Genomic DNA, 25,723 nt, shown 5'->3' with positions numbered 1-25,723 from the left:
ATCCTACCAATGTAAGCGCGTATTGATTTATTTTCATGCGTTATCCTTAGCGAAAGTGCACTGATTCTCCATGCGCAGCGCACGCTTCTTCTAAACAACGCCAAAACGTTTTACCATCGCTGCTCATCCATTCATTATGTTGGAAACGGAAATGGAAACCACCTACTCGGCTAGCCAACCATAATTCTAATAGTGGTTCTTGCTTATTGATAACAATTTGACTGCGATCAGCAAAGGTAATACTGAAAACTGAGCCTTGCGTATCACAATCTACATCGCAATCTTGTGCTTCCAATTGTTCTTCAATTTCTGTCCAAACTTGCTCAATATTTTGATGAAATTCTGTTACGTTCATAATTCTCTCTTCTTCATCGTGCTAAAATAAAGATTATAAAGATTTTCGCATTATTGTGATAGCACAAAGGCGGATTTAATGGTAAAAAGTGTACTCGATGTGACCAAGAAGGAGAATAAAATGAAAAAATGGGTTTCTACATTACTCGTCACGACAATGTGTGTGTTCAGTATCGGTTGTGGGGTAAAAGGTCCGCTTTATTTTCCAGACAAAACACCAGTACAAGACACAGTAAAATAGCAGGATGTCATGGATTATTTTCAATATCAACAGCAACAATTAATGGCAGAACAAGTTGCGGTACAAAACATTGCACAGCAATTTGGTACGCCACTTTATATCTACTCGCGAGCGACATTAACGCGTCATTGGCATGCTTTCGATCAAGCATTGGGTGATCATCCCCATTTAATTTGTTTTGCAGTGAAATCTAATCCGAATATTGCGATTCTCAATGTCATGGCACAGTTAGGATCAGGGTTTGATATTGTGTCACAAGGCGAATTAGAACGTGTTTTGGCGGCAGGTGGAGATGCCAGTAAAGTGGTGTTCTCTGGTGTGGCAAAAACGAAGGTAGAAATTCATCGTGCTCTTGAAGTGGGGATCCGTTGCTTTAATGTGGAGTCCGTCGCGGAATTGCTGCGTATTAATCAAGTCGCAGGTGAGATGGGTAAAATGGCACCTATATCATTACGTGTGAATCCTGACGTTGATGCACATACTCATCCTTATATCTCTACGGGTTTGAAAGAAAACAAATTTGGCATCAGTGTTGATGAGGCACGTGAGGTTTATCGCTTGGCAAGTCGACTCCCCCATATTCGTGTGACAGGAATGGATTGTCATATTGGTTCTCAGCTCACGGAATTACAACCTTTCTTAGATGCAACTGATCGTTTAATCGTGTTAATGCAACAATTAGAACAAGATGGGATTGTGCTTAAACACTTAGATTTAGGCGGCGGATTAGGCGTAACCTATACTGACGAGACACCGCCTCACCCAACAGATTATGCAGCGGCATTATTAGCAAAATTAAAGCCTTTCCGTGATCTTGAGATTATTCTTGAGCCAGGGCGAGCGATTACCGCAAATGCAGGGATTTTGGTCACCAAAGTGGAATACTTAAAAAGCAATGAATGTCGTCATTTTGCGATTGTGGATGCGGGGATGAATGATATGATTCGTCCAGCATTGTATCAAGCCTATATGGAGATTATTGAAGTAGATCGCAGGTTAGGACGTGAAACGTGCGTATATGATGTTGTGGGACCAATTTGTGAAACGTCTGACTTTTTGGGTAAAAATCGTACCTTGGCGATTGCTGAAGGGGATTATCTCGCACAACGCTCTGCGGGTGCCTATGGGGCAAGTATGTCGTCTAATTATAATTCACGCCCACGTACCGCAGAAGTGATGGTGGATGGTGATCAGGTTCATGTGATTCGTCGGCGAGAAGCATTGAATGAATTGTGGGCTTTGGAACAGCTTTTACCTTAATACAAAGTAAAAAAAGTGCGGTTAAAATCGGGAAAATTTTAACCGCACTTTTTATTTTAACAGCACTTTCTCGGCGTTATGTGTTACATGAGGGCTGACACATATTTTAACATTACACCAGCTGCAATAGCGGAGCCAATCACACCCGCAACGTTTGGACCCATTGCATGCATCAATAAGAAATTTTGGTGATCTTCTTCTAATCCCATTTTGTTAGCAACCCGTGCTGCCATTGGAACTGCTGAGACGCCAGCAGCACCAATTAACGGATTGATTGGGTGTTTACAAATTTTGTTCATAAACTTCGCCATTAATACGCCACTTGCTGTACCGATACCAAATGCGATGACACCTAGTAATAAAATGCCCAGTGTCTGTGGTTGAAGGAACTTATCTGCGACGAGTTTTGAACCCACAGATAAGCCTAAGAAGATAGTGACAATATTAATCAAAGCATTTTGTGCCGTATCATTTAAACGTTCCACTACACCACTGACCCGCAATAAGTTACCAAAGCAGAACATACCTAAGAGAGGTGCTGCATCAGGCAAGAGTAAAGCAACGAGTGTGACTAACACAATTGGGAAGAGGATCTTCTCACGATTGCTCACGTTACGTAATTGCACCATGCGGATTTTGCGTTCTTCTTTAGTGGTCAAGGCTTTCATGATTGGTGGTTGAATCAATGGTACTAATGCCATATAAGAATATGCGGCTACAGCGATCGCACCTAATAATTCAGGGGCTAATTTACTGGCTAAATAAATCGCAGTTGGACCGTCAGCCCCACCAATAATCCCAATTGCTGCTGCTTGTGGTAGGGTAAAGCTAATCACACCTGTCCAGTTTAGCAATAAAGCGCCGATAATTGTGGCGAAAATACCGAACTGTGCGGCTGCACCTAATAAGAGAGTACGCGGATTGGCTAATAATGGACCAAAGTCCGTCATTGCCCCCACTCCCATGAAAATGACCAGTGGCGCAACGCCATAACCAATCGCGACTTTATAGAATAAGGCTAATACTCCCGCGGTATAGCCCATATCTCCCGCCATGATCTCTAACTCATTTTGCACAGATGGCAAGGCGTTATTGAGCGCGGCTTTAATTGCCGCAGGATCTGCCATGGTGTTTAATTTTGCAGCGATGATGGCTAACTGCTCTGTGCTACCGTGGTGTAAAAGGTTGTCTAATGCACTCATCGCGAGCCCAGCTTCTGGGATATTGGATAAGAGTCCACCGAAACCAATAGGTAACAGAAGCAATGGCTCAAATTTTCGGGCAATGGCAAGCCAGAGCAACACTAAGCTTATCAGCATCATAATTGCTTGACCTAGCTCCAAGTGCATAATGCCCATGCCACGTAATAATGAAAGAATACTTTCCATAACAACCTCGTTAGCTTAATGTCATGAGCGTATCACCAACCGCCACGGTATCACCCGCTTTTACACTAATGGTTTGTACTGTACCTGATTGAGCGGCACGAATTTCGGTTTCCATTTTCATGGCTTCTAAAATTAATAATACCTCTCCTTCCGCTACTTTTTGTCCTTCTTTGGCGATCACTTTCCAAATGTTGCCAGACATCGGTGCGGTTACAGGGGTGCCTGTTGCGGCTGGTGCCGCTTGAGGTGTTGCTACTGGAGATGCAGTAGGTTGAGCCGCAGGCACAATATCCCCTACTTCACCGCCATCAGTGACTTTCACAACAAATGATTTGCCATCCAATTCCACTGTGTAGACAGCAGGTCCTGTACTTGCTGCTTTCGGTGCTGGTGCGGTTGGTTTTTCAGCTGATTTGGCTGGTTGAGCGGTTGGCGCTGGCTCAAAGGCGTCTGGGTTGCCACGGTTTTCGAGGAATTTCCAGCCGACTTGAGGAAAGAGGGCGACAATGAGTACATCATCGATTTCATTTTCAGCCAGTTTAATGCCTTTTTCTTTGGCTTGTTGTTTGATTTCTGCGGCGAGTTTGTCCATTTCTGGTGCAATATGATCTGCTGGACGATCAGTGATTGGTTGTCCACCTTCAAGCACACGAGCTTGTAATTCCGCATTTACAGGGGCGGGTGTACGACCATATTCACCTTTTAAAATTCCAGCTGTTTCTTTTGCGATTGTTTTATAGCGTTCGCCCATTAAAACGTTAATAACAGATTGGGTACCCACAATTTGTGAGGTTGGGGTGACCAATGGAATGAAACCTAAATCTTCGCGCACGCGAGGAATCTCTTTTAAGACTTCATCTAATTTATCTGAGGCATTTTGTTGTTTTAATTGACTTTCTAAGTTGGTGAGCATACCGCCTGGGACTTGTGCAACAAGAATACGGCTATCTGAACCTTTAAGTTGCCCTTCAAATTTAGCGTATTTTTTGCGCACTTCGCGGAAATAGGCAGCGATATGTTCCAGTTTATTGATATCTAAGCCCGTATCGTATTGCGTACCTTGTAAAGTGGCGACTAATGCCTCGGTTGATGGGTGACCATAAGTGCCACTCATTGACGAAATAGACGTATCAATACCATCAATTCCCGCTTCGACAGCTTTTAAGAGCGCCATTTCTGCCATACCTGTTGTGGCGTGGCAATGCAAGTGAAGTTGGACGTCATAACGTTGTTTGATTTCGCTAACTAATTTGTAGGCTTCTACTGGGGTTAAGATCCCTGACATATCTTTAATCACAACGGAGTCTACGCCAATTTCAAGGAGTTGTTCAGTAATGTTTAGCCAAGTTTCTAAGTTATGCACAGGGCTAGTCGTGTAACTCAAGGTCCCTTGTGCGTGTCCACCGTTACGTTTTACTGCTTGGAGTGCTTGTTTCATATTGCGAGGGTCGTTCATCGCATCGAAGACGCGGAATACTGACATCCCATTTTTCACTGAGCGCTCAACAAAGCGATCCACGACATCATCGGCGTAATGGCGATAACCTAGTAAGTTTTGACCACGTAATAACATTTGTAACGGAGTATTTGGCATCGCTTGTTTTAGTTCACGTAAGCGAACCCAAGGGTCTTCACCTAAAAAACGAATACAAGCATCAAAAGTGGCACCGCCCCATGCTTCCAGTGACCAATAACCGATTTGGTCAAGTTCATGTGCGATAGGTAACATATCATCAAGGCGCATACGTGTAGCGAAAAGCGATTGATGCGCATCACGTAGCACAACATCAGTAATAGCAATTTTTTTGTTTTGAGTAGTCATTTTTTATTTCCTTTTTAGTTATTTGAGCCCTTGTTGGCGACGATGGTGTGCAATCGCGGCGACGATAACAGGACGTAAATGTGCTAAATCATGCGGATCAGATTGTGTTGTTTTTGTAATCGGTGTGGAAACAGGTTCAGGGAAAAAACGATTGACCAGCTTGGACATAAATTCAATGGCATAAATGAGGATAAAGAGAAATAGCATTACAAATCCGACGCCAGCAAACATCAAGTTTAAGCCTTCTTGCAGCAGTTCTGCATTTGTCATTTTTGACTCCTTTATTGTGATAATAATGTGGAATATTACTTGTTTTTAGTCAGAAAAAAGTTGATGTGAGTCACAAAAAAGAAGTGCGATTCATTTAATCCATGTTTTCTTGGTCTAGGTCAAAATTTAAGCTTGTGGGAATCATCATATTAGTTTCTTATTCTTATTTATTATAATGGCTTGATTTGATTATATTGCATTGAAATGAAAGAAGTTTATTAGCTAAATGCGATATTTTTTAGAGAGAGTTTAGTTTGATTTTTAACCTGTTATTTTTGTGATTACCCTCACAACTTTAATATTTGGGTGATGACAAATTCACCTGTCATGGTTACTTTATACAGGAGATTAATGCTCCCCCATAAGTTGTTATCTTTTACTAAACAAAAGGATAATTTTTATGATGTCAATTTTATCTCCTAATCAAGTTTGGATTATTGTCGATCCCAAATTATCATTCTTTTTCCCCATAATGCACTAGTCCGTTATTTTTTATTTAATTATGATGTTAATTACGTTTTAGAATAACAAGTTGTTTATTCTGTTTTCGTCTCTATGTCAATTTTAAGGATTTGATTATGGAAAACTTTAAACATTTACCTGAACCCTTTCGTATTCGTGTGATTGAGCCTGTGAAAAGAACCACGCGTGCGTATCGTGATGAAGCGATTTTAAGAGCTGGTATGAACCCTTTTTTATTAGATAGTGAGGATGTATTTATTGATTTGCTTACCGATAGTGGAACAGGCGCGGTAACACAAGACATGCAGGCTGCTATGCTGCGTGGTGACGAAGCGTACAGTGGTAGCCGTAGCTATTATGCGCTTGCGAATACAGTAAAAGACATTTTTGGCTATGAATATACCATTCCAACCCACCAAGGCCGTGGTGCAGAACAAATTTATATTCCTGTGCTGATTAAAAAACGTGAACAAGAAAAAGGGCTGGATCGCAGTAAAATGACGGTTTTTTCGAACTATTTTTTCGATACCACTCAAGGTCATAGCCAAATTAACGGTGCGACTGTTTGTAATGTTTACACCAAAGAGGCGTTTGATACGAGTATAAATGATGATTTCAAAGGGAATTTTGATTTAGAAAAACTGGAGCAAGGCATTAAAGATGTGGGACCAGAAAATGTGCCTTACATTGTTTGTACCATCACTTGTAACTCGGCAGGAGGGCAACCTGTATCACTTGCGAATATGCGCGCGATGTATGAGATTGCACAGAAATATGACATTCCTGTTGTAATGGACTCTGCACGTTTTGCAGAAAACGCGTATTTCATTCAGCAACGCGAGCCGGGTTATAAAGCGTGGACTATTGAGCAAATTACCTATGAAAGTTATAAATATGCTGATGCGTTAGCCATGTCTGCCAAAAAAGATGCCATGGTGCCAATGGGCGGTTTGTTGTGCTTTAAAGACAAACGCATGGAAGATGTCTATAACGAATGCCGTACACTCTGTGTAGTACAAGAAGGTTTCCCAACCTATGGTGGTTTGGAAGGCGGAGCGATGGAACGTTTAGCTGTCGGTTTACGTGATGGAATGCGCCAAGATTGGTTAGCCTATCGCATTAACCAGATTGAATATCTTGTGAATGGCTTAGAGGCAATTGGCGTTGTTTGTCAACAACCAGGTGGTCACGCGGCATTTGTCGACGCGGGTAAACTCCTTCCGCATATTCCTGCTGATCAATTTCCTGCACAAGCATTAGCATGCGAATTATACAAAGTCGCGGGTATTCGTGCGGTAGAAATTGGTTCATTCTTATTAGGTCGTGATCCAAAAACAGGTAAACAATTGCCTTGTCCAGCGGAATTACTCCGCTTAACTGTTCCTCGTGCAACGTATACGCAAACGCATATGGACTTTATCATTGAAGCGTTTAAACATGTGAAAGAAAATGCGGAAAATATTAAAGGATTAACCTTTACTTATGAGCCGAAAGTCTTGCGTCATTTCACAGCACGCTTAAAAGAAGTATAAATACTTCATGCAGTTTCTCTGCAATGGGAAACTGCATTTTTTATTTCATTGAGAAGGACACACATAATAAAAAGGCGCCTTTAATTTGGGGGAGTTTGTATTATTCGGTGTCTCTGTTCTGCATTCATCTTCATGGCGCTTTGATTTATTTTCAGTGTATTGAATGTGAATATTGATTTCATGATTTTATGCGTGATGGGGCGATGTTGTAATGAAGGGAAGAAAAGCCAATATGTCCCCTACCAAACAAAATAAAAAAAGGGCAGATAAACTCTGCCCAAACATTGCTATTCATAGCTATTCATAAATGTTCCTAAAATAAAACGCACATTAACGGCGAAAATGCAAATATGTGCTAACTTAAATCCACATCCTTAGTGGCAAAGAAATACGTAGTCACGAAACCTGTAATGTAAGCGACAACAGTACCTAATAAGTAGGTCGCAATCGCAGGGAAGACGCCGAGTGGCGAAGTCATTAACGGTGTAGCTAATAAGCCAGATGGACCAAATACGGTATTCAAGCCCATTGGGTAACCTAAATAAGCTACTAAGCCGATCGTGAAGCCCCCTGCGGCACCACCGATACAAGCTGTAATAAACGGTTTGACACGAGGTAAGGTGACACCATAGATTAAAGGCTCACCGATACCTAAGAAGCCTGGAATAATTGCCCCTTTAATTTGTGTGCGTAGTACTGACGTTTTATTCGCTTTAAAGTACAGGGCTAATGCCGCACCGACTTGTCCCGCACCCGCCATGGCAAGTACAGGGAAGAGTGCGTTGAAACCTTGTGTTTCCACTAGGGCAAAATATACAGGTACAAACCCTTGGTGGATACCGAGCATAACTGAGATTAAGAATAAGCCAGCTAAGACAGCGGTACCGAGTGGGTTACCATTTAAGTTTGAGAATAACCAAGACATTCCATCAAACAAATATACCCCAACAGGCATAATAAAGAGGAAAGTAAAGCAGCCCATGATCAGCAACGTGACAGTTGAGGTCAATGCCATGTCTAAGCTATCAGGAATGAATGTTCTCACCCAACGTTCGACCTTAGCACCGACAATGGCTGCAATTAGCACCCCGATAATGTTACCGCGAGGATCAATGGTTAAGCCAAAGAAGTCGCTTAAACCAGAATAAATGCCTTTTGTTGCTTCTGGGTTATACCCAAGAATAAAGAGCGAGGCTAAAATCGCACCATTGACGCCTGAGCCACCGAAGGCTTTCGCAGCATTGTAGCCAATTAAAATGCTCAAGAAACTAAACAATCCTTTACTGAACACTTTCATATAGGCGATGACATCAACTAAAAAACTATTTGGATTTTCTACACCTGTCACGAAGGCTTGTTGTAAAACTGTTGCTAGCCCAAGCAATAGACCCGCCCCGATAAAACCTGGAATCAGTGGCGTAAAGATCGTGGCAAACTTAGCAAAAAATTGATGGATGCTACTGGTTTGCGTTGATTTGATTTGTTGCTTTTGTTCTCGAGCAATGTCTTTCAGTGAAGGTGAAGTTAATTCGCCGTCGACCATCCCCTTCATCAATTCTGCGGCTTTGGTTGCTTTTCCAGGACCAAGAATAATTTGAAGTTGCTCATCAGCTTCTACGACGCCGAGAACTCCTTCGACTTTCTTGATTTCGTTCATCTCAACAATAGACGAGTCTAGCAACGTGACACGTAGACGTGTCATGCAGTTTGTGACGGTTTTTATGTTGCTCTTTCCACCTAATAACTGCATCAGTCTGTGGATCATCGCATTATCGATTACTGCCATAATCTTCTCCTTATGTTAACTTGCCTTACTTGACTGAAGTTAATGCTTGGTGAATGAAACCGTTGGATTCAGCCAAACAGGTTTTGGCTTCTTCCGCCGAAATATTGAGCAACAGCATCACAATAGCCACTTTACATTGACCACCAGACTGTTCTAATGCCTGCTCTGCTTGATTGCGATCACACTGTGTTACTTGCATCACAATATTCTTTTGCCGTTCGACCAGTTTTGCATTTGTCGCAACGACATCAACCATTAAATTGCCAAACACTTTGCCCGTTTTGATCATCGCGCCAGTTGTTAGCATATTTAAAATCAATTTTTGTGCGGTCCCAGCTTTCATACGCGATGAGCCCGTGATAACTTCGGCACCAACAATCGGAGTAATCGCGATTTGTGCGAGGTTTGCAAGTGCCGAGTCGGGATTACAGCTAATACCAACGGTTATACAGCCACATTGTTTTGCATATTCAATGCCTGCTAATACATAAGGTGTGCGTCCACTAGCAGCAATACCAACGACCACATCTTTTTCAGTTAAATGATGATTTTTGAGGTCTTGCACGCCTGCGTCGCGATCATCTTCTGCATTTTCGACGGCTTTTAAAATAGCCTGATGTCCACCTGCGATTAAACCAATAACTTGTTCATGTGGTGTACCAAAGGTGGGCGGGCATTCGCTCGCATCTAAAATTCCTAAACGCCCAGAGGTCCCTGCGCCGATATAAATTAAACGCCCCCCTTTCATAAAGGCGGCTGCAATCGCATCAACGGCATTCGCGATATCGGGTAAGACTTTTTCAACGGCGGAGGAAACTTTTTGATCTTCTTGATTAATTACTGTTAACATATCCAACGTTGAAAGTTGGTCAATGTTCGTACTAAATGGGTTGCGACTTTCGGTAACTAGTCCATTAATTGAAGTTTGCATAAAAAATTCCTCCCATGGTGTGCACTTGGATTATTTTATTCCAAAATAGAATCATGTGGGGAATTATTTATTCATTCTGTGAGCTCGCTCACTTTTTGTGCGCAATAGAGGAAGAATGCCATGGGATTTTTAATTAAACTTAAGCATGCTTATCATACGTTTTCACCTAATGAACAGCGGATTGCTGATTTTATTTTGAAAAATCCTGCACTAGTTAAAACAGCTTCCTCAAAATCTTTAGCAGCACAAATTGACGTGAGCCAGTCTGCGATCATTAAGTTTAGCCAGAAACTCGGGGCAGATAAATTTAGTGATTTTAAGCTGGCAATCAGTGAGGCGCTTATTCGTCAAGAAGCCCAACAAGAAAAGCGAATTCATCTACATGATAATATTACGGATCAGGATGACTTAGCTGAGATTGCTGAGAAACTTTTTTTAGAAAAGCAGCAAGCATTAAAGGAAAGTTTAAGTTTAAATTCGACGCAAAATTTGGCAGTAGTGATTGAAAAATTATTACAAGCCAAGCGTATTCAATTGATGGGAATTGGCAACTCTGCTTTGGTTGCGAAAGATTTATTTTATAAATTAACTAAAATTGGGTTACCTGCAGTGACAGAAACAGATACCCATGCACAACTTGCCATGAGCCAAAGTTTGACGCCTCAAGATGTGTTGTTTTTGATCTCTTTTTCTGGCGCTCATCGTGAAATTCTTTTAGCTGCAGAAAATGCACGCACACATCATGTCAATATTATTGCCTTGACCGCATTACAAACTAATCCTTTACATCATTTAGCCGATCACGTGCTGTATTCTGTCGCGGATGAGTCCAAATTCCGCAGTTCTTCTATCGCTTCACGTACAGCACAACACGCCATTACAGACTTATTGTTTATGGGAATTGTGCAGAAAAAAGGCGATGCTAATGAATTGATTCTAGAAAGCCGAAAGTTAGTCGGACAGTTAAATAAACATCGTTAAGCATAGAACGCTGCAAAAGTGCGGTCCGTTTTGGTAGCAGTTTGATGGGCGCGTCACTTTCTTTCTTGTGTTAACAATTTCTTTACAAAAAAACACAGTCATGATAAAAAGCAAACGTTTGCATAGGGTAAATATTACATGGATTGCAAATCACCACTTGGTTTACCTACTTATACAACATAGGAGTAATACATGAAAAAGATGAAACTTACCCTCACCGTTGCCGCAACTGCGTTATTTGCCCTTTCCCTTTCTGGTTGTGATGATAAGAAAACTGAATCCGCACCATCAACGAGTACCCCTGCTGCGACAGAAGCTCCAGCGACAGTACAAAGTAAATTTGTTACTATCGCTACAGGTGGAGCGTCGGGTCCTTATAATATTATCGCGACAACGTTATCCGATATTTACAGTAAAACCTTACAAACTAATTCAAAAACACAAACAACAGGCGCCTCAGTAGAGAACTTGAATCTTCTCGCACAGAAAAAAGTCGAAATGGCGTTTGTGATGAGCGATGCGTTAAATGATGCGTTGAATGGTACGGGCAGTTTCCCTGCAAAATTAGACAATGTGAGCCAAATGGCCGCGTTATATCCCAACTATGTTCAGATAGTGACCTCAAAACGCTCTGGTATTCAAACTATTACCGATTTGAAAGGGAAACGTGTTGCAACAGGCGCGCAAAACTCAGGCGTAGAAGTGAATGCGCGTAATTTACTTGCTGGATTTGGCATTACTTACAACGACATTACCGTAGATTACTTAGGTTATGCAGAAGCTGCAGATGCGTTGAAAGCTGGCTCAATTGATGCAGCGTTCTTAACCAGTGGCTTACCAAACTCTTCTTTACTGGAATTACAACAAAGTTTTGATTTGCAGTTAGTGGCGATTCCTGTTGAAGGTGTGCAAAAACTCGCGCAAGAGAAACCGTATTTTAATGCTATGGAGATTCCTGCGAATACCTATGGAAATGCGCAACCTATTCCAACGGCTGCCATTAAAAATGCGCTCGTTGTGCGTAAAGATCTGAGTGATGCAGATGTCTATTTGCTGACCAAAACGTTCTTTGAGAGTTTACCACAATTACAAACCGCACATCAGGCGGCAAAAGCAGTCAGCTTAGAAGGCGCAGTACAAGGTACTGTTGCACCATTACACCCAGGTGCAAAAAAATATTATGACGAAGTGATCAAAAAATAATAGCGGATAATCATGAAGCGGTTCAGTAAGTATGCTTGTGTGCTGGTATGCCTTGGCATGCTTACTGGATTATGTCCAATCACCTATTTGGTGATTCAAACAGAGCAACAGACTTGTTATCTACGCACAACCACATTTAGTTTACAGTGGCGTCACTCTGTTGAACACCAATTATGGCAAGAGCATTATCGTCATGATGGGAAGCGTATATTACTCCACCAAACTTGGCTACAAACATTTGGTGCTGGCACACCTTCCTTCGCTGAACCAGTAAAAAATGTGCCTGCAGGATATGTGGGCTATAAACAACATATTCATTTTCATGAGTTAAATTGGGTGGTATCTCGTCGTATGGAAGGGGTGATAAAGAGTGAAAAAGGTGACATCCCTATTTATCAAACTATTCCAGATTATTCTATGATCACGATAAGACCTGCTCAATCTTTGCTTCTCGTTTATTTATTAGGGAGTTCATGCTATGACTGACAAACTAGATACCACAAGTATCGGTCGCCGCGAACAAGACATTCTAGAAAAATATGATCGTGAATCGGTGACACGTCAATCTACTCACCGCTTTCATCAATGGCTCATTACCCTGATTGCTGTTTTTTATTCTTTATTTCACCTTTATATTACGTTCTATCCTTTGCCAACCTTATTACAACGCGCAATTCACGTTGGTGTCGGGGCGGTGCTGATTTTTCTGATTTATCCTGCTAGCCAAAAACGTCGTCAAGGAAGTGCCGCATGGTATGACTGGATTTGGATCGCTATTGCATTAGCTGGGATGGGTTATTTAATCCATCAATATAACGACATTATGACGATTCGTGGTGGCATTCCGAATACCACAGACATCGTAGTTGCGATTTTAACGGTAGCCGCTGTGTTGGAAGTGACCCGTCGAGTGACAGGATGGATTTTAGTGTTATTTGCCCTTGTCTTTCTGACTTATCCTTTTATCAGTTCAATGGATTTTATGCCAGATCGTTTATTAACTCGTCCTTATGATATTGGTGATATTTTTGGGCAGTTGTACTTAAAAACAGAAGGATTGTATTCTTCTGCAATTGGTGCATCGGTCACGTTCATTTTCTTGTTTATTTTGTTTGGTGCATTTTTAGCAAAATCGGGTATGGGACAGCTATTTAATGATATTGCCTTAGCGATTGCGGGAGATAAACAAGGAGGCCCCGCCAAAGTTGCCGTAATTTCAAGTGGATTTATGGGCAGTATCAACGGCGCAGCTGTAGCGAATGTCGTCAGTACAGGGGCATTTACGATTCCTTTAATGAAAAAAATTGGTTATCACCGTAATTTTGCGGGGGCGGTTGAGGCAAGTGCATCTGTAGGTGGACAAATTTTACCACCAATTATGGGCGCGAGTGCCTTTATTATGGCGGAAACTACTGGTGTGAGTTATGGCACTATCGCCTTAGCCGCACTTTTCCCAGCCGTGTTGTATTATCTTGGTGTAATTGCTCAAGTGCATTTTCGTGCAGGAAAACAAAATTTAAGAGGATTGTCTAAAGATCAATTGCCACAATTCAAAGCCATTATGCGTGCGCGTGGGCACATGTTATTACCGATTGTGGCATTAGTGTGGTTTTTAATTGAGTCTGTGCCGATTGGCTATGCTGCCGCTTATACCATCGCGATTACGGTGTTAGTCAGCCAATTACGTCGAGAAACACGTATGGGACTGAAAGAGATTATTGCTGCCTTAGAAGATGGCGCGAAACAATCCCTTTCGGTGATGGCGGCTTGTGCAGTCGTCGGGATTGTGATTGGGGTTGTTAATTTAACCAGCTTTGGTACGGTGATTACTTCCTCTATCGTTACCTTAGGCGCAGGATCATTATTCTTAACATTATTTCTCACCATGTTAGCTTCGATGATTTTAGGTATGGGGTTACCGTCTATTCCTGCTTATATTATTACCGCTACTATGGCAGCACCTGCATTAGCGACCTTTGATGTTCCTGTATTAGTAGCACACATGTTTGTGTTCTATTTTGGTATTTTTGCGAATATTACCCCACCTGTTGCATTAGCAGCGTTTGCTGGAGCAGGCATTGCACAAGGCGATCCGATGAAAACAGGTTGGCAATCACTGCGTTTGGCGCTAGCAGGGTTTATTGTTCCTTTCATGTTTGTGTACAATCCAACGATGTTGATGATTGATGTCACTCACGTGGCAGTAACCGCAAAAACGTTCCCCTTACCAGATTTCCTCGATATTATGAGCGTATTAGTGTCTTCGACGATCGGCGTATTGGGACTATCGGCAGCAACGGAAGGATTTTTTAAGCAGAGCATACCTCTCTGGCAACGTATTATTTTAGCCGCAGGGTCATTCATGTTAATTATCCCTGAGTTGATGACAGATGTAATCGGAATCGGGCTGGTTACGATTGTGGCATGGCTCAATTTACGTAAACGTTAGTTAGCGTGCTTAATCAACAATAAAGGCTATCTGGAAAGATAGCCTTTTTGTTCTACGTTGAAGAGGGTATGCCGATATAGTGTACGATAAATCCCTTTTTTAGACGACTTGGGTAAAGAAGTCACGGATACCGACCAACATATTATTAATCGCTACTGCAGCAAGAATTAACCCCATTACTCGACTGATCACCGCAGCCCCCGTATTGCCAATTAAGCGTTGAATCCGATTCGCCATCAAAAATAATAAATAAGTAATCAATAAAATAGAAAGCATAATTACTGTCGTGATCGCTTGATCAAAAAAACTAAAACGGTGATTATCAGTTAATAACACAATTGCCATCATCGCACCAGGCGAGGCAATTGAAGGAACTGCGAGTGGATAGACTGCCAATTCACTGAGACTGGAAGACATTCGCATTTCATTTTCTGGTTTGCCCTCTCCAAAAATCATGGTTAAAGCAAACAATAAGAGCACTAATCCTCCTGCGATTTGAAACGCAGTAAGAGGAATTTGCATTGCTTCCAGTAATCCTTGACCTAAGACCAAGAAAAACATCAAGATGCCAGTTGCAATGAGCACCGCTTTTAAAGCAATTTTGCGTCTGTCTTCAATGGATAACCCGACGGTTTTTGTGAGATAAACGGGGACCGAACCGATAGGGTCGATGACCGCCCATAACACCACAAACTGTACGATCAGTGAATCAAACATTGGCAACTCCGATAAAAAAGTAGAAAATACCCCATTCTATAATAAAAGTTGAACGAGACCTACTGAGAAGCTATGCTTTTTTTCACAAATTTAACCTTAAAACGTGGGCAATCTATTTTGCTCGATAATGCGTCTGCCGCGATTAATCCTGGACAAAAAGTGGGCTTAGTGGGCAAGAATGGTTGTGGTAAATCCTCTTTATTGGCGTTATTGAAACAAGAAATTAGTGCAGAGGCGGGAGATGTCAGTTTCCCATCTAATTGGGCGATCGCTTGTGTTAACCAAGAAACCCCTGCATTATCGACATCGGCTTTAGATTATGTGATTGAAGGGGACCGTGAATACTGCCGTCTACAGCAGGCACTCATGAGGGCGAATGAGCAAGAAAATGGACATGAGATTGCGCATATTCATGCGCAATTAGATGCGATTGATGCGTGGACGATTCAAGCACGTGCAGCCGCCTTGTTGCATGGTTTAGGGTTTAGCCAAACAGAATTACAGCAGCCTGTGAAATCTTTCTCGGGTGGTTGGCGTATGCGTTTGAACTTAGCGCAAGCGTTGCTTTGCCCGTCTGATTTATTGTTATTGGATGAACCGACAAACCACTTAGATTTAGATACGGTAATGTGGCTTGAGCGTTGGTTGGTGCAATATAAAGGCACGTTGGTGCTGATTTCTCACGACCGTGATTTTCTTGACCCGATTGTGAATAAGATTTTGCATATTGAAAACCAAAAGCTGAATGAATATACGGGCGATTATTCTTCCTTTGAAGTGCAACGTGCGACGAAATTAGCGCAACAAACCGCACTTTATCGCCAACAGCAACAAAAAGTCGCGCACTTACAAAAATATATCGATCGTTTTAAAGCAAAAGCAACTAAAGCGAAACAGGCGCAAAGCCGTGTCAAAGCACTTGAACGAATGGAGCTGATTGCACCAGCTTATGTGGATAATCCGTTCCACTTTGAATTTCGTGAGCCACTTGCCTTGCCGAATCCATTGCTTTCTATGGAGCACGTCAGTGCGGGTTATCCAAGTGCAGACGGGCAAAGTGCGGTGGAAATTTTAGAAAAAATTAAATTGAATTTAGTGCCCGGCTCACGCATTGGTTTGCTAGGTAAAAACGGTGCGGGTAAATCTACTTTGATTAAATTATTAGCTGGAGAATTGCCTGCGTTATCAGGCACCGTGCAGTTAGCTAAAGGCGTACAGCTCGGCTATTTTGCCCAGCACCAATTAGACACATTACGCGCAGATGAAAGTCCCTTGTGGCATTTACAAAAATTAGCCCCACAACATACCGAGCAACAACTGCGTGATTACCTCGGCGGTTTTGCATTCAAAGGCGATAAAGTGAATGAGACGGTGAAATCTTTCTCGGGGGGCGAAAAAGCCCGTTTGGTGTTGGCGTTAATTGTGTGGCAACGCCCGAATTTATTGTTACTCGATGAGCCAACCAACCATTTGGATTTAGATATGCGTCAAGCTTTAACCGAGGCGCTGGTGGATTATCAAGGGTCGTTAGTGGTAGTCTCGCATGACCGTCATTTATTGCGTAATACCGTGGAAGAATTTTATCTAGTACATGATAAAAAAGTCGAGCAATTTTCGGGCGATTTAGAAGACTATCAAAAGTGGCTGAACGAATTAAATCGTACACCTGATTTGAAAGACGATACCAAAACTGTACAAGAAAATAGCAACAGTAGTGCAAACCGCAAAGAGCAAAAGCGTCGTGAGGCAGAATTACGCCAACAAACTGCACCATTACGCAGAAAATTACAGCAATTTGAAGTGAAAATGGATAAATTGTCTAGCCAGCTTACTGATGTTGAGGTAGAATTAAGTCATGGCAACATTTACCTTGCTGAGAACAAAGAAAGACTGGGTATAATTTTAGCTGAACAAGCAAAAGTTAAAAAGCAGTTAGAACAAGTTGAGATAGAATGGTTGGCCTGTCAAGAAGCGTTAGAAGAGTTACTTTCGGGCTAGATACGCTTATTGCGTTAAAAATATAGGGTGTAGTGAGTCAGGGAGCCATTAGGCTCCCTGATTTTTTTTGTTATTTTTCTACACTTTCCTCTGGATGACTGTTGCATAATATTGTGCTCAATGTAGTGTAATGGCAAATCTTATTCTGTTTTTTACTAGCCAACTACTTGAGGTAAATAACCTGCACGTGTAATAAAGGGGATCACTGTGATTGTGATACCTAACAGTAAAACGAGGAGCAACATCGGAGTACCCCCGATGACTCGATAAGGCAAGTTCGGATGAATTTGGCGGGCTTTCCAGACTAATGCAACAGGTAAAACAACAGCATAGAAAGCAAACATCTGACCCGCGTAGCTTAATGCTAAAATAAACCCTTGTGGATAGAAAAAGGCAAACAATAATGGGGGTAAGAAAGTTAATAAACCGAGACTAATACGCCCAGTTGAAAGGGCAAGAGAACGCTTTAATAAGTCTTGAATACATTCAAATAAACCCAATGCGACGCCTAAAAATGAGGTGATCAAAGCGAGTGCCGAAAAGATTTTTACTGCTTGTGCTAGCATTGGGCTACCCGTGATCTGTAGGCTGGCATTGACTAATCCATTTAGTGTCGGATCTTGTTGTAAAATGTGTAAGAACAGCGTTTGGCTTAATACGCCGTGTGTTGAGAGTTGCCATATGATGTAAAAGACTAATGTGATGGAGGACCCCGTTAAGATTGCGAAACGCAATGCTTTTACATTACCTTGTAAATACGCATTTAAGCTCGGGATCGAGCCATGGAAGCCAAAGGAAGTAAAGAAAATCGGGCTGGCAGACAGCAAGAGTGCTTTATCAATAGGCATTGCCATTAGGTTTGCTAGAGTGACTTTGGGTACCATTAAAAATAGCACAAAGAGAAATGTGGCTAGCATAATAAAAAAGAGAAGACGGTTGATTCCATCAACACTTTTTGTACCAATAATAATGAAAATACCAAAAAATAGCGTGAATAAGCCAATTGCCACATTTGAGGTGGTATTTTCATCCACAATAGTGGGTAAACTGGAGGCAAGAATGCTTCCTCCACCAGTAATGTAAGCAGATAATAGCGCATACAAGAATACCAATAACACGGTTGTCGCAATAATGCGTCCCGTGCGACCAAAATATTGGGCGGCGAGTGTGCCGATACCCGCATCTGCATCGGCTGTTTGATAGACTTCGACAAATAAAAGTGCGGTACAAGTGAGCAATGCCCATAATGCAACCAATAATATTAACGTAAAAGTAAAGCCGATGCCTGCGGATGTGAGTGGCATTGCGAGCATTCCTGCTCCAATCATTGTGCCAGAGACAAGCAGTGTACTGCCAACTGTTTTATTCACAATCTTGTCCTTTTAAAAGTAAATGAAATAGAAAAATGTAAAGATTTTATTACATCTGTTGTGTAAATATACGACTATGTTAGCAATATAGACAGGATAAAGCCAGTTTTATTCTGAATGAGCCGTCATTCAAAATGAGAAGTGTGATCTTTGTGTAACGAAATCTTGACATTGTGACGTTAGGAAATAAAAAAGCCAAAGTAGGTTACTTTGGCTTTTAGCATAAGATTAAATGTTGTTAAAAGTTGACTGCACTTTTGAGTTTTTTCAGTGCGTTAGTCTCAAGCTGGCGCACACGTTCTGCAGAAATGTTGTATTTTGCTGCTAAGTCTTGCAAGGTAGCTTTATTTTCATCGAGCCAGCGTGCTTTGATAATATCTAAACTACGCGCATCCAATCCTTCAAGTGCGATACTTAATTGCTCTGTTGCTTGAGTTTCATAATTTTCATTTTCAAGCTCAGCTGCAAAATTAGAACTTTTATCTTCTAAGTAGAGTGACGGTGAATAAGTTTCTTCACTGTCATCTGTTGGTAAATCAAATGCCACATCAGCCCCTGTCATGCGTGATTCCATTTCGATCACATCTTCAGGTGAAACGCCTAATTCATTGGCGACCATTTCTACTTCATTTTCGTTAAACCAGCCTAAACGTTGTTTGGTTTTACGTAGATTAAAGAACAATTTGCGTTGTGCCTTCGTGGTTGCCACTTTAACGATACGCCAATTGCGCAAGACATATTCATGAATTTCTGCTTTGATCCAATGCACTGCAAATGAAACTAAGCGTACCCCTACTTCTGGGTTAAAACGTTTCACTGCTTTCATCAAGCCGATGTTACCTTCTTGGATTAAATCAGCTTGTGGTAGCCCATAGCCTGAATAGCCACGTGCTACATGAATCACAAAGCGAAGATGAGAAAGAATCAGCTTTTTCGCTGCTTCCAAATCTTCTTGATAATACAAACGCTCCGCTAATTCCTTTTCTTCCTCAGCGGTGAGCATTGGATATTCATTTGCAGCACGAATATAGGCTTCGATACTGCCTTGTGGAACCAACATCATAGTTTGTGTTTCTTTATTCATCGCTTTCCTTCTTAAAATAATGAAAGATAAAATGCCATCTTATTTATAGCATAAAATCCAATAAGAGCCAATCTTTCGAGTGGATTACTATTGGTTGAAAATTAGACTTTAAAAAATGAAGAAAGTTCCAAAGAAATACACATGTTGGGTGAGTCATGGTGTTCGCTGAGATGCAAACCGCACTTTAATGTAAAAAGTGCGGTCTATTTTACTTGTGTTTTGAAAGACACCGAGAGAGGTTATAAAAACGTCGATAAGGCGAGTATCCATAAAATACTTAATACTGGGCCTAAGAAGCCGATGACGACTCCACCTAAACGGAATTCAGCCTGTTTGATCAAGCCTGTACTAAATGCAATCGCATTTGGCGGAGTAGAGACAGGTAAGAATAATGCACAAGAAGCACTGAGACCAATAATAAGCGGTAAAACCATTGGATTGACTTCTACGCCTCCCACCATAGCTAATAATGAAACACCCATCGGAATTAAAATTGTCGTTGCCGCGGTGTTACTCATGAAATTCGACAAAATGACGGTAATAAAACCAAATAAGACCAGTAACATAACAAAGCTAACTTGAATATGGCTGATTTGTTCTACGAAGTGTGCTGCGATGCGTTGCTCTTCAATCGCTAAACCTAATGCAAGCCCTCCCGCAACTAACATTAACGTATCCCAAGGGAGTTGACGAATGTCTTTTTCACCCAGTACACCTGTCATGGTCAAGGCGACAATCGGGATACCAGAAGCGGCAGCGACAGGAATGCCGATCCATTTTGATGTGAGCCAACAGAAGAGGGTGACAGCGAGTACGACTAATACAATTGTTTTGTGTAACATCTCAACACGGTTTGAATGGACGGATGTCGTCTCTTGTAAGAAACTGAAATCTAAGTGTTCTGTTTTATTGACTTGGTATTTTTTGACTAAAACGCGCCAGAAAATGAATAACAAGGCAAATGCAAGAGGAGTGCCAACCATCATCCATTCTAAGAATGAAATTGGGTGACCGAGTTTTTCTAACGCACCAACTGCAATGGCGTTCGGCGCAGAGCCAATAATGGTTCCCATTCCCCCCACTGATGCTGCGGCAGGAATCCCCAATAGAAGTGCTTTTGATAAATTAGAATTTTTGTCTAGTCGTGTGAATAAAGGGCTAATAGTCGCAATCATCATGGCGGTTGTCGCGGTATTACTCATTAGCATCGACATCATCGCAGTAACAAGCATTAACCCCCATAAGACATAGACGGGATTATTGCCGAATTTTGGTAGGACAGCTTTTAGTAATAAGAGGTCGAGTTTGGTTTTTTTCATGGCTTCAGCAAGAAAGAAACCACCAAGAAATAACCAAATTACACTGTCAGACCAAGTTTGCAGGTATTGAATCGCATCATATGCTTCACTTTTTCCCATCACGAAAACAAGAAAGCCGACAATTAAAATACTGACAGAAAAAGGCGGAATGGCTTCGGTCACCCATAAACTAATGGCAAAGAAAAGCAAGAAAAGGACATAATTTTGTACACGGGTAAAACTGGTATCTGACAATAACATTGTCATGATTAAGGCAAAAACAATCGAGAGACAGAAACAAATAAATTGCCTGTTTTTTGCGATTTTTATCATGTGTGAAAATGCGTTGATGTTCATGGATGACCTCTTGAATAAAATAATTAATTAAAAAAACTAAGTCTGATTGTAATCAAAACAATTGCGCCATTTCCTGATCTTGTTCAAAGAAAACATCACTTTTTGAACAGGTACTAAAGAATTTTGTATGAATACACCAAAAAAATGACAAATATAGACCTTTACTCCAAAATGAGTGTGTTTGATTAAGAAGAAGGCGCATGTATTGGTTTTACAATAAGTGTTCGACGGGCAGTAATGATAATAATCGAACAGTTACGCGCTTAAAGAAACTGCTATGGGGTTCTGTTTGATATAAGACGGGTTTTCCATTTTCTTGTGTTGCCCAGTAAATCTGCCCTTGTGGGTTAAGAGAGACCGAAAATGTATAGTTTTGGTGGTGGGTATATAATCCATTGACAAGCATTTGGGCGAGCGTTGGGCTGTCAATGAGTAGTCCCATTTCGGTGTTTAACATAGCTGAACGGGGATCCATGTTAAATGAGCCGACAAACAAATAGCGGTCATCCACACTAAATGTTTTGGCGTGTAAACTCGCCCCACTTCCCCCTTTTAGTAAAGCATGAGGTGTTTCCATGTGTACGGTTGCATCAGGTTTTAATTCGTATAGGCGAATCTGATTTTCAAGCAGTGCTTTACGATATTTGGCGTAGCCTGAGTGCACGATGCTGACATCTGTTGCTTCTAGTGAATTGGTCAGAATTGAGATTTGTGTTCCTTTTTGCGCGATGCGTTTTAAAAAAGCCACCCCAATTTTAGTTGGGACAAAATACGGTGAAATAATGATCAGGTTGTGTTCTGTTGCTTGCATCAGTGGGGCAATATGCGCGAGGACACTGTTTTCTTGGTTAGGCTTGCCCAAGGCTTTTGCTGGGTCATCGCTAATAAATTGTGCTTTTGCCCAAGTAAACGTGAGATCACCTGTTTTTAATGCTTTAGCAAACGGCAATTGGGCTAATTGTGTTAAATACGTTTGGGTAGTTTCATCATCCGATGGCGTACTGTCAAAATCCATTTGGTTTTTTTGAACGATCAATTCGAATGGGTAAACGGATTCACTGTTCCAATAGCGATCAAAATCGTTTTCTATTTGTTCGACAACATGACCAATGACTGAGACATCTAAATCGGCAAATAAGATACCGTTACCCACATCGAAATATTCATCACCAATATTCCGTCCGCCTACGATACTGATTAAGCTGTCTGCGGTGAGAGATTTATTGTGCATGCGACGATTAAGGCGAAAGAAGTCATTGAGATAACCGAATATACGATAATGACGTTGCATAAAAGGATTAAAAAGCCGTACCGAAATGTTTGGGTGGGCATTGATGGCTGCTAATAGGTCATCTAGTCCCTTTGTATTATTGTCATCGAGCAATAACCGCACTTGCACACCCCGTTGTGCTGCATGATAGACACGTTGTAGTAGCAAACGACCCGAAACATCGTGATGCCATATATAATATTGTAGGTCGAGGCTGTGTTGTGCGGATTCGACTAATGCTAAACGCGCTAGAAAAGCATCCCGCCCGTCACTTAATGGGTAAATTCCTGTCCGTTCTGTTTGTTGTGTTATTAATGGGAGCAAGTGTTGTGCAAGTGGACTTTCAGGATCGACCGCACGATATGTTTGTGTTTCTTGATGTGGCTTATTCGGTAAGGCTCGATAAGTGAGTGCTGATAAAATAAGTATGCTGATAAGCAATATTATGAATAACATCATCCACGCTAGAAGCATCATCCTCTTGCCCTCTCTTTCGTCGTGCCTGGTAGGCTAATTTGTTTTTTGAGCTCTATCTCATTGTAATGGTTATGGTTGGAATTGCATCTTTTTTGTACTAGTCAGAGCAGTAAGGGAGAGAGTGAACATCATTGATGTTCACTCAAACGAAAAGCAGAGAGGCTATTTAATAAAAAACTTGCCTTTTAACAGTAAATATATAGTGCTGATTAACATGAGACCAATGCTCAGATTAGCGAACCAGAATAAGCTGAGTCCGAGTCCTGCAAAGAGACTTTCCTGTGCCTGTTGATACATCAGTAAACTGACTTTTGCCATGGAAGCGAGACCGAATGAAAATGCCCACATTGCAGGGGTAAAGCCTTTTGTCACGATCCACGGAAGTAAGCGAAGTAAGAACAGTAATTGTAATAATCCATAGCCGATGAGCATGTTGGCAAAGAGGTCAATTTTCCCGCCATTAATCGCAAGATAAGCAGAGCACCCCACAAAAGCGGGCGCCAGTTGGATCCCCATGCTTGGTCGTAAAGGCTCAGGGATAGGTTGTAATGTACGTAGGCGTTGTAATACGGTCGGTTCTAAAATTAACCAAGAGAAAAACCCAGCACCAAAGAAGATCATACCTAAATCGGCATAACCTAAGGTACCCAAAGCCGTCGCGGCAACAAAGTTTGTTGCAACAGTCGGTAGGTAAATCACGGGGGTCGTCAGCTCGGCCTGATGTGTGCCTCGCCACATTCCTGCAATATAATAAGCGGAAAAAGCCAGTTGACAGAGGATACCGATACCAATTAACAAAGTAGCAAGCGACTTTGTATAAGGAATTGCCCCTATGCCAATTAATGTTGTCGTGATCGGAATCAGGCTCACAAAGCTGCCCAATAAAGGATGTTGAAAATCAGTTTTGGCTTGATCTGGGTGGCGTGTCCATTTCCAAAGGTATGCACATAGGAAACTGATCCAAATTACGCCAGCTAGCCCAAATAAGCTTTCACTCAGGAGTGTTGCCATTGACCAAGTAGATGCGGCATAACGCCAAGCGAGGCTCAGTGCAGATAAGCCGAGAACAATCCCAAAATAGTTAATGGGAATAGGAAATGGTTTATGTAATGGTGTTGTCATGATTGTGGTACTAATTGGTATGTAAGATTGTGTTCAATAATATGCAATAACAAATCAATGTTAGGGTGTTTCCCTTTGTGTTGTTTTGCTTCTTCTGTATGTTCAGCAAACAATTGTAATCCTTTTTGTGCTGAAGTGCGGTCTAATTTCCCATTAAATTCACATGCAAGGGCATAATAAACGCGCAATGAACCGAGTTTTCCTGCTACTGCTGGAATATAATGGTGTTGAGTTGTCCCTTCCATCACCGCAAGACCTGTTAAATGCTCAATCGAGGGTAATGTTGCTAAAATAGTACTGAAATTCATTTGTTTCTCATTAACTAATGGCATGTTCACTGTCCACTTCCCCCATTTCATCGATGAAACGAACCTCAGGTTGTAACCAGACAGCAAAACGCTGAGCAACTTTTTGGCGTACATGATGAGCGAGTTCAACAATGTCGGAGCTGGTTGCATGTTGTTTGTTAATTAATACTAACGCTTGCTGTTGATGTACAGCGGCACCACCGATTTGGTATCCTTTTAAGCCACATTGATCGATTAACCAGCCAGCCGCTAATTTGATGTCCCCATTAGGTTGAGGAAAATTCGGGATATGGGGGTATTCTTGTTGCAAACGTATAAAATCTGTCTGTGACACGACAGGGTTTTTAAAGAAACTCCCCGCATTACCAAAGGCATTAGGATCAGGCAGTTTACTGCGGCGTACAGCACATACCTCATCAAAAATTTGCTCCGCAGTAACAGTATGCTCATCAAAATCGGCTAATGAACCATATTTCAATACAGGTTGCCACGCTTTAGCCAGTTTTAAGCCAATGGCGGTAATCACATAGCTGTTTGCATATTCATGTTTAAAAATGCTATCACGATAGCCAAATTGGCATTGGGCAGCAGATAGGCGAGATAATGTCCCATTTTGTAGGTCAAGTACATCGACGTAATCACACACATCTTTAAACTCGACTCCATATGCACCGATATTTTGAATAGGGGCAGAACCCGCACAACCTGGAATTAACGCAAGGTTTTCTAGCCCACGGATACCTGCTTGTAATGACCATGCTACTAGTTGATGCCAGTTTTCTCCGCCATTTACATGGAGGTAATGAAAATCGTCATCTTCTCGTTGTTCAATTCCGCGTAAGCGATTGAGTAACACCGTCCCTTTGAAGTCGCGTAGAAACAGGACATTGCTGCCTTGTCCTAAAAAAAGGACAGGCTGGTTTTTGGCTTGACACGCTGCCCATTGCTGTTTGAGTTGTGCGAGATCAGTGATTTCAATAATGTTTTGTGCACTAACAGGCAGCGCGAACGTATGAAAGGGCTGCAAACTTTGCATAGTTTAT

General features: G+C 41.7%; 23 protein-coding genes. 9 read left to right on the top strand and 14 right to left on the bottom strand.

Going from position 1 to position 25,723, the window contains the following annotated elements; all coding sequences use genetic code 11:
* Positions 1-46: 46 nt before the first annotated feature.
* Complete coding sequence (gene cyaY / locus ACWIT3_RS03040; RefSeq protein ID WP_457161334.1) at positions 47-355, bottom strand: iron donor protein CyaY; 309 nt, start codon at positions 353-355, stop codon at positions 47-49.
* Between the two features lie 120 nt (positions 356-475).
* Between cyaY and lptM the strand changes: the two genes are divergently transcribed.
* Both lptM and lysA read left to right on the top strand, forming a co-directional pair.
* A complete protein-coding gene (gene lptM / locus ACWIT3_RS03035) occupies positions 476-595 on the top strand; it encodes an LPS translocon maturation chaperone LptM (RefSeq protein WP_457161333.1) in 120 nt (39 codons plus the stop codon).
* 9 nt (positions 596-604) lie between these two features.
* Positions 605-1,855 (top strand): diaminopimelate decarboxylase, encoded by a 1,251-nt coding sequence (gene lysA, locus ACWIT3_RS03030; RefSeq protein ID WP_457161332.1) that lies wholly within the window; start codon positions 605-607, stop codon positions 1,853-1,855.
* Between the two features lie 83 nt (positions 1,856-1,938).
* Here the strand turns inward: lysA and ACWIT3_RS03025 are convergent, their stop codons facing one another.
* The 3 genes from ACWIT3_RS03025 to ACWIT3_RS03015 are packed head-to-tail and all read right to left on the bottom strand — an operon-like array spanning position 1,939 to position 5,335.
* Positions 1,939-3,243 carry a sodium ion-translocating decarboxylase subunit beta gene (locus ACWIT3_RS03025; RefSeq protein ID WP_457161331.1) on the bottom strand — a complete coding sequence of 435 codons (1,305 nt, stop codon included), beginning with the start codon at positions 3,241-3,243 and terminating at the stop codon, positions 1,939-1,941.
* A 10-nt stretch (positions 3,244-3,253) separates the two neighbouring features.
* The gene (gene oadA, locus ACWIT3_RS03020; RefSeq protein WP_457161330.1) at positions 3,254-5,065 is read right to left on the bottom strand and encodes a sodium-extruding oxaloacetate decarboxylase subunit alpha; all 1,812 of its coding nucleotides are present in this window, start codon (positions 5,063-5,065) and stop codon (positions 3,254-3,256) included.
* A gap of 18 nt (positions 5,066-5,083) precedes the next feature.
* The gene (locus tag ACWIT3_RS03015; RefSeq protein ID WP_046339836.1) at positions 5,084-5,335 is read right to left on the bottom strand and encodes an oxaloacetate decarboxylase subunit gamma; all 252 of its coding nucleotides are present in this window, start codon (positions 5,333-5,335) and stop codon (positions 5,084-5,086) included.
* Between the two features lie 400 nt (positions 5,336-5,735).
* On the opposite strand from ACWIT3_RS03015, the gene tnaC reads away from it, so the two are divergent.
* A complete protein-coding gene (tnaC, locus tag ACWIT3_RS03010) occupies positions 5,736-5,816 on the top strand; it encodes a tryptophanase leader peptide (RefSeq protein WP_080940337.1) in 81 nt (26 codons plus the stop codon).
* A 97-nt stretch (positions 5,817-5,913) separates the two neighbouring features.
* Entirely contained in the window at positions 5,914-7,329 is a 1,416-nt protein-coding gene (tnaA, locus tag ACWIT3_RS03005) for a tryptophanase (RefSeq protein WP_457161329.1), read from the top strand.
* Positions 7,330-7,684: 355 nt separating this feature from the next.
* On the opposite strand, the gene murP is transcribed toward tnaA, so the two are convergent.
* Positions 7,685-9,115 carry a PTS N-acetylmuramic acid transporter subunit IIBC gene (gene murP, locus ACWIT3_RS03000; RefSeq protein ID WP_457161328.1) on the bottom strand — a complete coding sequence of 477 codons (1,431 nt, stop codon included), beginning with the start codon at positions 9,113-9,115 and terminating at the stop codon, positions 7,685-7,687.
* 25 nt (positions 9,116-9,140) lie between these two features.
* A complete protein-coding gene (gene murQ / locus ACWIT3_RS02995; RefSeq protein ID WP_457161327.1) occupies positions 9,141-10,046 on the bottom strand; it encodes an N-acetylmuramic acid 6-phosphate etherase in 906 nt (301 codons plus the stop codon).
* A gap of 120 nt (positions 10,047-10,166) precedes the next feature.
* Here murQ and ACWIT3_RS02990 point away from each other — a divergent pair, with 120 nt between their 5' ends.
* The 4 genes from ACWIT3_RS02990 (at position 10,167) to ACWIT3_RS02975 (ending at position 14,679) form a co-directional block, all read left to right on the top strand.
* Positions 10,167-11,027, top strand: coding sequence for an SIS domain-containing protein (locus ACWIT3_RS02990; protein WP_457161326.1), 861 nt, complete (start codon positions 10,167-10,169; stop codon positions 11,025-11,027).
* A gap of 192 nt (positions 11,028-11,219) precedes the next feature.
* The gene (locus ACWIT3_RS02985; RefSeq protein WP_457161325.1) at positions 11,220-12,230 is read left to right on the top strand and encodes a TAXI family TRAP transporter solute-binding subunit; all 1,011 of its coding nucleotides are present in this window, start codon (positions 11,220-11,222) and stop codon (positions 12,228-12,230) included.
* A gap of 12 nt (positions 12,231-12,242) precedes the next feature.
* Positions 12,243-12,716 (top strand): DUF1850 domain-containing protein, encoded by a 474-nt coding sequence (locus ACWIT3_RS02980; RefSeq protein WP_457161324.1) that lies wholly within the window; start codon positions 12,243-12,245, stop codon positions 12,714-12,716.
* Positions 12,709-14,679, top strand: coding sequence for a TRAP transporter permease (locus ACWIT3_RS02975; protein WP_457161323.1), 1,971 nt, complete (start codon positions 12,709-12,711; stop codon positions 14,677-14,679). Before ACWIT3_RS02980 ends, ACWIT3_RS02975 begins: the two co-directional genes overlap by 8 nt.
* Positions 14,680-14,778: 99 nt before the next feature.
* On the opposite strand, the gene ACWIT3_RS02970 is transcribed toward ACWIT3_RS02975, so the two are convergent.
* Complete coding sequence (locus ACWIT3_RS02970) at positions 14,779-15,396, bottom strand: MarC family protein (RefSeq protein ID WP_457161322.1); 618 nt, start codon at positions 15,394-15,396, stop codon at positions 14,779-14,781.
* 72 nt (positions 15,397-15,468) lie between these two features.
* Between ACWIT3_RS02970 and ACWIT3_RS02965 the strand changes: the two genes are divergently transcribed.
* A complete protein-coding gene (locus ACWIT3_RS02965; protein ID WP_457161321.1) occupies positions 15,469-17,394 on the top strand; it encodes an ABC transporter ATP-binding protein in 1,926 nt (641 codons plus the stop codon).
* 155 nt (positions 17,395-17,549) lie between these two features.
* Here the strand turns inward: ACWIT3_RS02965 and ACWIT3_RS02960 are convergent, their stop codons facing one another.
* The 7 genes from ACWIT3_RS02960 to murB all read right to left on the bottom strand — a co-directional run bounded on the left by ACWIT3_RS02960 (position 17,550) and on the right by murB (position 25,716).
* Positions 17,550-18,764 carry an aromatic amino acid transport family protein gene (locus tag ACWIT3_RS02960; RefSeq protein ID WP_457161320.1) on the bottom strand — a complete coding sequence of 405 codons (1,215 nt, stop codon included), beginning with the start codon at positions 18,762-18,764 and terminating at the stop codon, positions 17,550-17,552.
* Positions 18,765-19,002: 238 nt separating this feature from the next.
* Positions 19,003-19,848 (bottom strand): RNA polymerase sigma factor RpoH, encoded by an 846-nt coding sequence (gene rpoH / locus ACWIT3_RS02955; RefSeq protein WP_457161319.1) that lies wholly within the window; start codon positions 19,846-19,848, stop codon positions 19,003-19,005.
* Between the two features lie 239 nt (positions 19,849-20,087).
* Positions 20,088-21,413, bottom strand: coding sequence for an SLC13 family permease (locus ACWIT3_RS02950; protein ID WP_457161318.1), 1,326 nt, complete (start codon positions 21,411-21,413; stop codon positions 20,088-20,090).
* 301 nt (positions 21,414-21,714) lie between these two features.
* Positions 21,715-23,250 (bottom strand): phospholipase D family protein, encoded by a 1,536-nt coding sequence (locus tag ACWIT3_RS02945; RefSeq protein WP_457161317.1) that lies wholly within the window; start codon positions 23,248-23,250, stop codon positions 21,715-21,717.
* Between the two features lie 162 nt (positions 23,251-23,412).
* On the bottom strand, positions 23,413-24,372 hold the full coding sequence (gene tehA, locus ACWIT3_RS02940; protein ID WP_457161316.1) for a dicarboxylate transporter/tellurite-resistance protein TehA: 960 nt from the start codon (positions 24,370-24,372) through the stop codon (positions 23,413-23,415).
* The gene (locus ACWIT3_RS02935; RefSeq protein WP_457161399.1) at positions 24,369-24,680 is read right to left on the bottom strand and encodes a DUF2322 family protein; all 312 of its coding nucleotides are present in this window, start codon (positions 24,678-24,680) and stop codon (positions 24,369-24,371) included. The genes tehA and ACWIT3_RS02935 overlap by 4 nt, the downstream gene beginning before the upstream one ends.
* A 10-nt stretch (positions 24,681-24,690) precedes the next feature.
* Positions 24,691-25,716 (bottom strand): UDP-N-acetylmuramate dehydrogenase, encoded by a 1,026-nt coding sequence (gene murB / locus ACWIT3_RS02930; RefSeq protein ID WP_457161315.1) that lies wholly within the window; start codon positions 25,714-25,716, stop codon positions 24,691-24,693.
* Between the last annotated feature and the right edge of the window lie 7 nt (positions 25,717-25,723).

This window comes from Pasteurella sp. P03HT, assembly GCF_054052285.1.
Note: the sequence above shows the minus strand (reverse complement) of the source record. Positions and strands in the feature narration are given on the sequence as shown.

What these genes read in the sequence shown, in the direction of transcription:
- cyaY (WP_457161334.1), bottom strand. Translation starts at nt 355, where the DNA reads ATGAACGTAACAGAATTTCATCAAAATATTGAGCAAGTTTGGACAGAA.
- lptM (WP_457161333.1), top strand. Translation starts at nt 476, where the DNA reads ATGAAAAAATGGGTTTCTACATTACTCGTCACGACAATGTGTGTGTTC.
- lysA (WP_457161332.1), top strand. Translation starts at nt 605, where the DNA reads ATGGATTATTTTCAATATCAACAGCAACAATTAATGGCAGAACAAGTT.
- ACWIT3_RS03025 (WP_457161331.1), bottom strand. Translation starts at nt 3,243, where the DNA reads ATGGAAAGTATTCTTTCATTATTACGTGGCATGGGCATTATGCACTTG.
- oadA (WP_457161330.1), bottom strand. Translation starts at nt 5,065, where the DNA reads ATGACTACTCAAAACAAAAAAATTGCTATTACTGATGTTGTGCTACGT.
- ACWIT3_RS03015 (WP_046339836.1), bottom strand. Translation starts at nt 5,335, where the DNA reads ATGACAAATGCAGAACTGCTGCAAGAAGGCTTAAACTTGATGTTTGCT.
- tnaC (WP_080940337.1), top strand. Translation starts at nt 5,736, where the DNA reads ATGATGTCAATTTTATCTCCTAATCAAGTTTGGATTATTGTCGATCCC.
- tnaA (WP_457161329.1), top strand. Translation starts at nt 5,914, where the DNA reads ATGGAAAACTTTAAACATTTACCTGAACCCTTTCGTATTCGTGTGATT.
- murP (WP_457161328.1), bottom strand. Translation starts at nt 9,115, where the DNA reads ATGGCAGTAATCGATAATGCGATGATCCACAGACTGATGCAGTTATTA.
- murQ (WP_457161327.1), bottom strand. Translation starts at nt 10,046, where the DNA reads ATGCAAACTTCAATTAATGGACTAGTTACCGAAAGTCGCAACCCATTT.
- ACWIT3_RS02990 (WP_457161326.1), top strand. Translation starts at nt 10,167, where the DNA reads ATGGGATTTTTAATTAAACTTAAGCATGCTTATCATACGTTTTCACCT.
- ACWIT3_RS02985 (WP_457161325.1), top strand. Translation starts at nt 11,220, where the DNA reads ATGAAAAAGATGAAACTTACCCTCACCGTTGCCGCAACTGCGTTATTT.
- ACWIT3_RS02980 (WP_457161324.1), top strand. Translation starts at nt 12,243, where the DNA reads ATGAAGCGGTTCAGTAAGTATGCTTGTGTGCTGGTATGCCTTGGCATG.
- ACWIT3_RS02975 (WP_457161323.1), top strand. Translation starts at nt 12,709, where the DNA reads ATGACTGACAAACTAGATACCACAAGTATCGGTCGCCGCGAACAAGAC.
- ACWIT3_RS02970 (WP_457161322.1), bottom strand. Translation starts at nt 15,396, where the DNA reads ATGTTTGATTCACTGATCGTACAGTTTGTGGTGTTATGGGCGGTCATC.
- ACWIT3_RS02965 (WP_457161321.1), top strand. Translation starts at nt 15,469, where the DNA reads ATGCTTTTTTTCACAAATTTAACCTTAAAACGTGGGCAATCTATTTTG.
- rpoH (WP_457161319.1), bottom strand. Translation starts at nt 19,848, where the DNA reads ATGAATAAAGAAACACAAACTATGATGTTGGTTCCACAAGGCAGTATC.
- ACWIT3_RS02950 (WP_457161318.1), bottom strand. Translation starts at nt 21,413, where the DNA reads ATGACAATGTTATTGTCAGATACCAGTTTTACCCGTGTACAAAATTAT.
- ACWIT3_RS02945 (WP_457161317.1), bottom strand. Translation starts at nt 23,250, where the DNA reads ATGATGCTTCTAGCGTGGATGATGTTATTCATAATATTGCTTATCAGC.
- tehA (WP_457161316.1), bottom strand. Translation starts at nt 24,372, where the DNA reads ATGACAACACCATTACATAAACCATTTCCTATTCCCATTAACTATTTT.
- ACWIT3_RS02935 (WP_457161399.1), bottom strand. Translation starts at nt 24,680, where the DNA reads ATGAATTTCAGTACTATTTTAGCAACATTACCCTCGATTGAGCATTTA.
- murB (WP_457161315.1), bottom strand. Translation starts at nt 25,716, where the DNA reads ATGCAAAGTTTGCAGCCCTTTCATACGTTCGCGCTGCCTGTTAGTGCA.